The sequence below is a fragment of the Planotetraspora thailandica genome, assembly GCF_016863335.1.
In the GTDB taxonomy this organism is placed as follows: Bacteria; Actinomycetota; Actinomycetes; order Streptosporangiales; family Streptosporangiaceae; genus Planotetraspora; species Planotetraspora thailandica.
The window spans coordinates 103,953-110,687 of sequence record NZ_BOOR01000036.1; the positions used below are offsets into that span (position 1 = coordinate 103,953).

Annotated in this window: 5 protein-coding genes; 2 read left to right on the top strand and 3 right to left on the bottom strand. The window is 69.0% G+C overall.

Annotated features, from left to right (window positions below):
- Nucleotides 1-397 precede the first annotated feature (397 nt).
- Nucleotides 398-961, bottom strand: coding sequence for an RNA polymerase sigma factor (locus tag Pth03_RS24050; protein WP_239119323.1), 564 nt, complete (start codon nt 959-961; stop codon nt 398-400).
- 112 nt (nt 962-1,073) lie between these two features.
- Between Pth03_RS24050 and Pth03_RS24055 the strand changes: the two genes are divergently transcribed.
- Together Pth03_RS24055 and Pth03_RS24060 are read left to right on the top strand one after the other, a co-directional pair.
- Nucleotides 1,074-2,702: a serine/threonine-protein kinase gene (locus Pth03_RS24055; RefSeq protein WP_203946625.1), complete on the top strand. Its 1,629-nt coding sequence runs from the start codon at nt 1,074-1,076 to the stop codon at nt 2,700-2,702.
- A 96-nt stretch (nt 2,703-2,798) separates the two neighbouring features.
- Nucleotides 2,799-3,497 carry a DUF4232 domain-containing protein gene (locus Pth03_RS24060; protein ID WP_203946626.1) on the top strand — a complete coding sequence of 233 codons (699 nt, stop codon included), beginning with the start codon at nt 2,799-2,801 and terminating at the stop codon, nt 3,495-3,497.
- Nucleotides 3,498-3,501: 4 nt separating this feature from the next.
- On the opposite strand, the gene Pth03_RS24065 is transcribed toward Pth03_RS24060, so the two are convergent.
- Nucleotides 3,502-4,044 (bottom strand): RNA 2'-phosphotransferase, encoded by a 543-nt coding sequence (locus Pth03_RS24065; protein ID WP_203946627.1) that lies wholly within the window; start codon nt 4,042-4,044, stop codon nt 3,502-3,504.
- Between the two features lie 116 nt (nt 4,045-4,160).
- A partial coding sequence (locus tag Pth03_RS24070) for a CARDB domain-containing protein (protein WP_203946628.1) occupies nt 4,161-6,735 on the bottom strand: 2,575 nt, incomplete at its 5' end.

The window sequence follows — 6,735 nt, forward strand, 5'->3', positions numbered from 1 at the left end:
AATTCTTAAAAGCATGAAGACAAAAGGGCTCCGGTGGAATCGACTGCACCGGAGCCCTATTTCCTTTGATCCTGTTCGACGTCGAGCCGTAATTTCGTCGGTTTCACCCAAGGCGGCAGCGAATGGACAATGCAATGGTTAAACGGTCGCCCGTCCCCGCGGTTCACCCTGGATGACTTCGTCATCGGCACCGCCGCCGGCACCGTGACCTACCCCGCGGGACACACCGTCCCGCTGTCGCCTGGGGGCGGCCGACACCACCAGCGCAAGGCGTCCACGCCGCCTCACCCTTCGAATAGCCCTACACCTTCAAGATCCCAAGCTGAACGGCGACCACCGTCTTGTGTACCGCCTTGCAGGCGATACGTGACATACGGAGCCCTGGGACGGTCGCCGATCAGGACCTGTCGGTGAGCCGCTCCTGGACGTACCGGCGGGCGTGGTGGAGCCGGGATTTCACGGTGCCCAGCGGAAGCCCCATGCGCTCGGCGATCTCGTTGTAGTCCATCTCGCAGATGTCCCGGTAGACGAACGGCATCACGAGCTGGGGGTTCTCCCGTTCCAGCCGATCCAGGGCCTCAAGCAGGTCGACGCGGGAGCCCGCGATCACGCTGGTGGTGCGCGGGTCGGGACGCGAGATCTCCTCGCCGCCGAAGCTCTCCTCCCCCGCGCGTCTCTTCAGCTCCCGGTACTTCTGGCGGGCGGCGTTGGCCACCACCGCATACAGCCATGTGCTGAACCTGCTGCGCCCCTCGAACGTGTGGATCTTGCGGGACACCAGGAGCAACACATCCTGCGCCGCCTCCTCCGCGTCCTCCCGGTACGGCAGGAAGCGGCCGCAACGGCGCAGGACCTCGGGCCCGATCCTGCGGAGCAGCGCGTCCAGCGCGCCGGGGTCGCCGGCGACGGCCCGCCTGGCGAGGTCCTCCACGTCATCCGATGCATTCAAGGGGGAGGGCACGCGCGGAGGCTCCTTCCGATCGCCGTCAGGCGAGGGCTGGCCGGCGGTGCTGATCAGGGCGTTGACTGGGGTGTTCACCCAGTAGTGGGATGACCCGGGCATGATATAGGGCATGCCTCATCCCCTCCAGATCGGCCGCTATCGGCTCGAGCGGCCTCTGGGCGCCGGAGCGTTCGCCACGGTTTGGCTCGCCCACGATGAGCTGCTCGAAGCGCCCGTGGCGGTCAAGATCATGGCGGAGAACTGGGCGTACCGCATGGACATCAGAGAGCGGTTCCTCTCCGAGGCGCGGCTGCTGCGCCGGGCCGCCTCCAGCGGCGTGGTGCAGGTCTTCGACATCGGCCAGCTCCCCGACGACCGGCCGTACTTCGTGATGGAGCACGCCGACCGGGGCACGCTCCAGGACCGGCTCGCCGGGGGCCCGCTGCCGGTCCACGAAGCGCTGCGGCTGGCAGCCGAGACCGCCCGCGGGGTGGCCGCCCTTCACGAGGCCGGCATCGTCCATCGCGACATCAAGCCGTCGAACGTCCTGGTCAGGAGCGGGCAGGGCGGGCGTGACCGGCTGCTGATCGCCGACCTCGGCCTGGCCAAGAGCCTGGCCCAGTCGTCGGGGCTCACCATGGCCGCGGGATCCGCGGGCTACATGGCGCCCGAACAGGCCACGCCGGGGACGGGCATCGACGAACGAGCCGACGTGTACGGCCTGGGCGCCCTCACCTATCACCTGGTGACCGGACGCGTGCCGGGCCCGCCCGGCCAGGCCGTACCCCCCGGCGACCTGCGCCCCGACCTCCCCGACGGTGTACGGCAGGCCATCCAGCGGGCCATGGCGCCCGACCGCGAGCTGCGGTACGCGAGCGCCGGCGACTTCGCGGCCGAACTCGAGGCGCACCTCGCGCGGCTCGGCCTTCACCCGGCCCCCCTGCCCGCACCGGCACGGTCCCTCTCCATGGCGGGCTCCGCAGCGCCCTCCACAGCGCCCTCCACAGCGCCTTCCACGGCGGGGCCTCCCGCGACCGGCCACCTCTCGGTACGCGGCACGTGGGCGGACGAACAGGCCGGGAATGGCGTCCCCGTGCCTGCCGACACCCGGCCCGGCCCGCACCCTGTCCCACACCCTGGCCCGCATCCTGTCCGGCCTCCCGCCGGAACGCGGGGACGCCGACGCAGCGGAACGCCCGGCCGGCGCACCCGGCTCACCGTCTTCGTCGCCGCGGCCGTCGCCGCGGCGGGCCTGGCAGGAGCAGGCGTCGTGACCTTCCTGACCGGCGACCGCACTCCCGAGACGACGACGACCATCGGCGACGCGACCGGGCGCATCACCCTGAAGGTGCCCGCGGCGTGGGCCCGGCAGCTGGTCAACGACGGCTGGGACCCGGGTGCGCTGAGGCTGCCCGGCGACAAGGAGCCCGGCCTCACCGTGGCGACCGACATGAACATCTGGCAGAAGCTGCCCTCCGGGGTCAGCGGCGTGTTCGTGGGTCTCACACAGCAGACCGCCCTGCCCGACCGTGTCGCCGCGATCCAGCACAGCGCCTGCAGGTTCACGAGCGACCAGATTTACGCGAGTTCCGTGTGGCGCGGCGTCGTACGCCGGTGGACCTCCTGCGGTCCGGGTTCGATCGAGGAGATCTCTCTGGCCCAGACGAGCGGCAAGAAGGTGCAGGTGTACCTGCAGATCCGCCAGAACGGCGGCTCGGACATGACCGACCAGATCATCGGCAGCCTGAAAATCACATAGTGGCCCGTGACCTGTGAGAACTTTTTCCGGCCCGCCCCTCATCTCACTGAATGAGGACCGGCGTACGCCGTCCACGACCCAGGAAATGAGGAAGACGTGGCGAACCATCGGGAAGCCGGCGCGGAGCGGCGCACCAGCGTGAAACTCCCGAAGACGGCCGGGTCACGGGCCAGGCTCTCGGCGGCGACCGCGGCCGCCGCGCTGGCCGTGCTGAGCGGCTGCGTGAATGTCGGCACCGCCTCGGGCGGACAGAGCCCCACGCCGTTGCCTGGTACGGCACAGCCCGCGGCCGGGGACCACCCGGCGACCGTCGCACCCGCGATCCCCACGGGCGACGGCCCGGGCTCCCTGCCCGTCGTCGGCAAGCCGTCGGCCATCATGGCCTGCACCGGCGCCCAGCTCAAGGTCACCCGGGGAACCCCCGACGCCGGAGCCGGCCAGCTGTACGTGCCGATCAACTTCACCAACGCCTCCAAGGCCGCCTGCAGCCTGTCCGGCTACCCCGGCGTCTCCTACGTCGCGGAAGACGGCGTGCAGTCCGGCAACGCCGCCGAGAGGACCAAGGAGGCCGCCTCGACCGTGACGCTCAAGCCCGGCGTCACCGCCGTCGCCCTCATGCGCGACAGCAACGGTGTGGGCGGAAACGACCCGAAGTCGTGCGGGCTCGACAAGGCGCTGGGACTGCGCGTGTATCCCCCCAACCTGGAGACCGCGGTGTTCCTGCCGTGGCCGGTCGCGCACTGCGCGGGCCCGGCCGTCCACTCACTGAGCATCGGGCCCGTCAAGCTCGGATGACCCGTCAGCCGGGGATCCGGATGAAGGACGCCGGGACGTGGTCCACCAGCCAGACGCCGTTGGCGCTGCGGTAGAAGACGTGCCCGGCGGCGTGCATCGCGCCCGATCCGACCGACAACACGACCGGCTTGCCGCGCCGGGCCCCCACCCGGGTCGCGGTCTCCCGGTCCGGGGACAGGTGCACGTGGTGCCGGCTCATCGGCCGCAGGCCCTCATCCAGGATCCGGGCGAGGTTCGCGCCGACCGTCCCGTGGTAGAGGAAGGCGGGCGGCTCGACCGGCGGAAGGCCCAGGTCGACGGGCACCGTGTGGCCCTGGTTGGCGCGGATCCGGCCGTCCGCGAGCGTGTAACGCTGCTTGTCGTTGCCCGCGACCACCTCGGCGAGCTCGGCCGGTGAGATGGGGAACCCGTGCGCCGCGGCCGCCCGCAGCAGGTCGTCCACGCCCACCCAGCCGTTGCAATCGAGTGTGATGCCGATCCGGCCCGGCTGGTGCCGTAGATGCTTGGAAAGATATTTCGAGACTTTCACCATTCTTCGTTCGTCCATCACCTCGGAGTCTGGCTCACCGGGGTGACCCCGCGCATCCGCTTATCGAAGCCGGAAACGGCGGTGCCGCCGGGAGGACTGCCTCCCGGCGGCACCGGTTTCAGGGGTTCACCCGGTCAGGGGTTCTGGATGATGGAGAAGGTCGACGTCGTGTTCTTGATGTTCTGAGCGTTGTTGCTCATCTGCAGGTTGTTGAAGGTGGCGGAACCGACCGCCGGTCCCTGGCCCGCCTCCGGCATCTCGTTGACCCAGATGCCGAATCCGGACTTGGCGTCGAAGGCGTCGCCGCTCTTCTGGGCGCCCGTGATCGAGACGTTCGTGAAGATCGTGTCCTTGACCGGGTTCTGCGGCTGCCCGCCGACGTAGTTCGTCTGGAACATGATGCCGCTGTAGGTCGGGTCCACGATGTCCACGTTGCTCACGCGGATGCCCTGGAACACCTTGGAGGCCGAGAAGATCCAGATTCCGGGGAAGGTCTGCGCCCCCCAGAAGTGACCGCCCGCACGGACGATCGAGATGTTGTCGAACGTGGTGGGCGGGCTGGCGCCGAACCCGTTCATCGGGTACCCGAAGTCGAGCGAGCTGATCGTGATGCCCGAGTAGGTCAGGGTGTCGGCGATGTAGATGTTCCTGAACGTGTTGGCGTAACCGCCGTAGACGGCGACACCGGCCGCACGCCAGGGCAGGATGGCCGTCAGGTTCTCGTAGACGTTGTTGATCTCGTCGGCGCCTCCCGCGTCGATGGCCGAGAACAGCGCGAAGCTGTCGTCGCCGGTCGTGCGAGCCTCGATGTTGCTCACGAGGTTGCCGGTGCTCCCGTTGGTCATGTTGATGCCGTCCGCGAACGTGTCACGGATCCGGGAGTTCTTGATCGTGACGTTGTCGGTGTTCTGGCCCCAGTACATGCAGACCGTGTGCTCGACCCAGACGTTGTCGATCGTCATGTTCGAGACGTTGGACCAGTTGAACACCTTGCCCGGTCCGTCGATGCGGGTGACGTAGTTTCCGAAGTAGGCGAATCCGGAGAACGACGACCCGTTCGCCGACGACTGCGCGTCGAAGCCGACGTCGGTGTTGTCCTGCGTCGTCGGCGCGTAGAACCGGGTGTACCACGGGCCGGCACCGACGATCTTGAGCGCCTTGCCGTACACGTTGAACTTGCCGGTCGTCTGGTAATCGCCGGCGGGCAGGTAGACCCCGACGAGGCTGGTGTCCTGGCGGGCCCGGTCCAGCGCGTTCTGCACGTCCTGGTGGGAGAAGCCGGTCGGGACGGCGTAGTGCGCCGCGTCGGGGTTGGCGATCGGCGACACCTGCTCGAGGTCGATGAAGTCGATCGCGTAAGTGGAGGTGTTGGCGGCGTCCTTCTGGAGCCTGATCGTGCTGCCCGCCGGGACGGTGGTGCCGAGCAGCACGTTCGCCTCGTCGTAGATGTGACGCGGCCCGGCGGTGGGCGAGTTCTGCGGGCTGGTCTCGTTGCCGTACAGCCAGGCGTACTTGGACGTCAGGTTGATGGGCTTGAGGAAGGTGCCGTTGACGTAGATGTTCAGCGTCGAGTTGATGCCGCCGCCGCCCGCGGCGTCCGGGATGGAGAACCGGGTGACCAGGGTGTTGGTGGAGGCCTTGGTTGTGAACTCGACGTAGCTGCCGGTCGTGTTCAGCGTGACGGCCCTGCGGCCGGACGCCTCACCCGCGAGGGTGCCGATGTCCCTGCTCGGGCCGACCAGCTGCGCGCCGCCGCCCACGACGCCGGTCTCCGCCTCGTAGGTGTCGTACGGCATGTTCGCGCCGCGGCCGACGAAGAACGGCTGGGAGACGGTGTTGTTGCCCTGCTTGACCGGCAGTTCGTTGGCGTCGTTGGCCAGCACGGTCTTGACGGTGTACTTGCCGTTGGCGGCCGTCCAGGTCCCGAGGTTGACGGGGCCGGTGGTCGCGCCGGAGGCGATCGCGCCGCTGTAGGAGCCGGTCAGCGTCCTGACGACGGTGCCCGAGTCGTTGGTCACGGTCACGGTGATGCCGTGGGCGCCGCCCGCGGAGGCCACGGTGCCCTGGTTCTTGATCACTGTGGAGAAGGTGACGACGTTGCCGCTGGCCGGGTTGCTCGGGGTCCAGCTCGTCGTGGCCACGAGGTCGGAGCTGTCGACGGGCCTGACGACGACCGAGGTCGGGCTCGCGAAGCTGTTGTTGGTCTCGTTCTGCTCGATGACGCCGTTCGCCTCGTCGACCTTGGCGCTCAGCGCGTACGTGCCGGCGTCACGGGGACCGATGTTGGCGGAGACGGTGGTGGTGGCACCGGCGGCGAGGGCGCCGACGGAGGCCGTGCCGACCTTCGTGGTGCCGAGGTAGAAGTTGACGTTGGTCGCGCCGGAGTCGGCGTTGCCCTGGTTCTTGACGGTCGCTGACAGGGTGACGGCGTCGGTCTCGACGGGGTTGGCGGGTGAGGAGGTCGCGCCCGTGATCGTGAGGTCCGGGTTCGGTGCCGCGGTGCCGAAGACCTGGAACTCGGCGACCTGGCCGGCGGGAGCGCCGGTGTTCGAAGTGATCTTGAGCTGAACGTCGGCGACTCGCGCGGTGACCGGGATGGTCACCGTGTTGCCGGAGGCCGGGTTGAAGACGTACGGCGCGGGCGCGACCAGGCTGGTGAAGCCGGACGCGCTCTGCTCGCGGCCGAGCACCTCGATGGTCTGCGTGCGC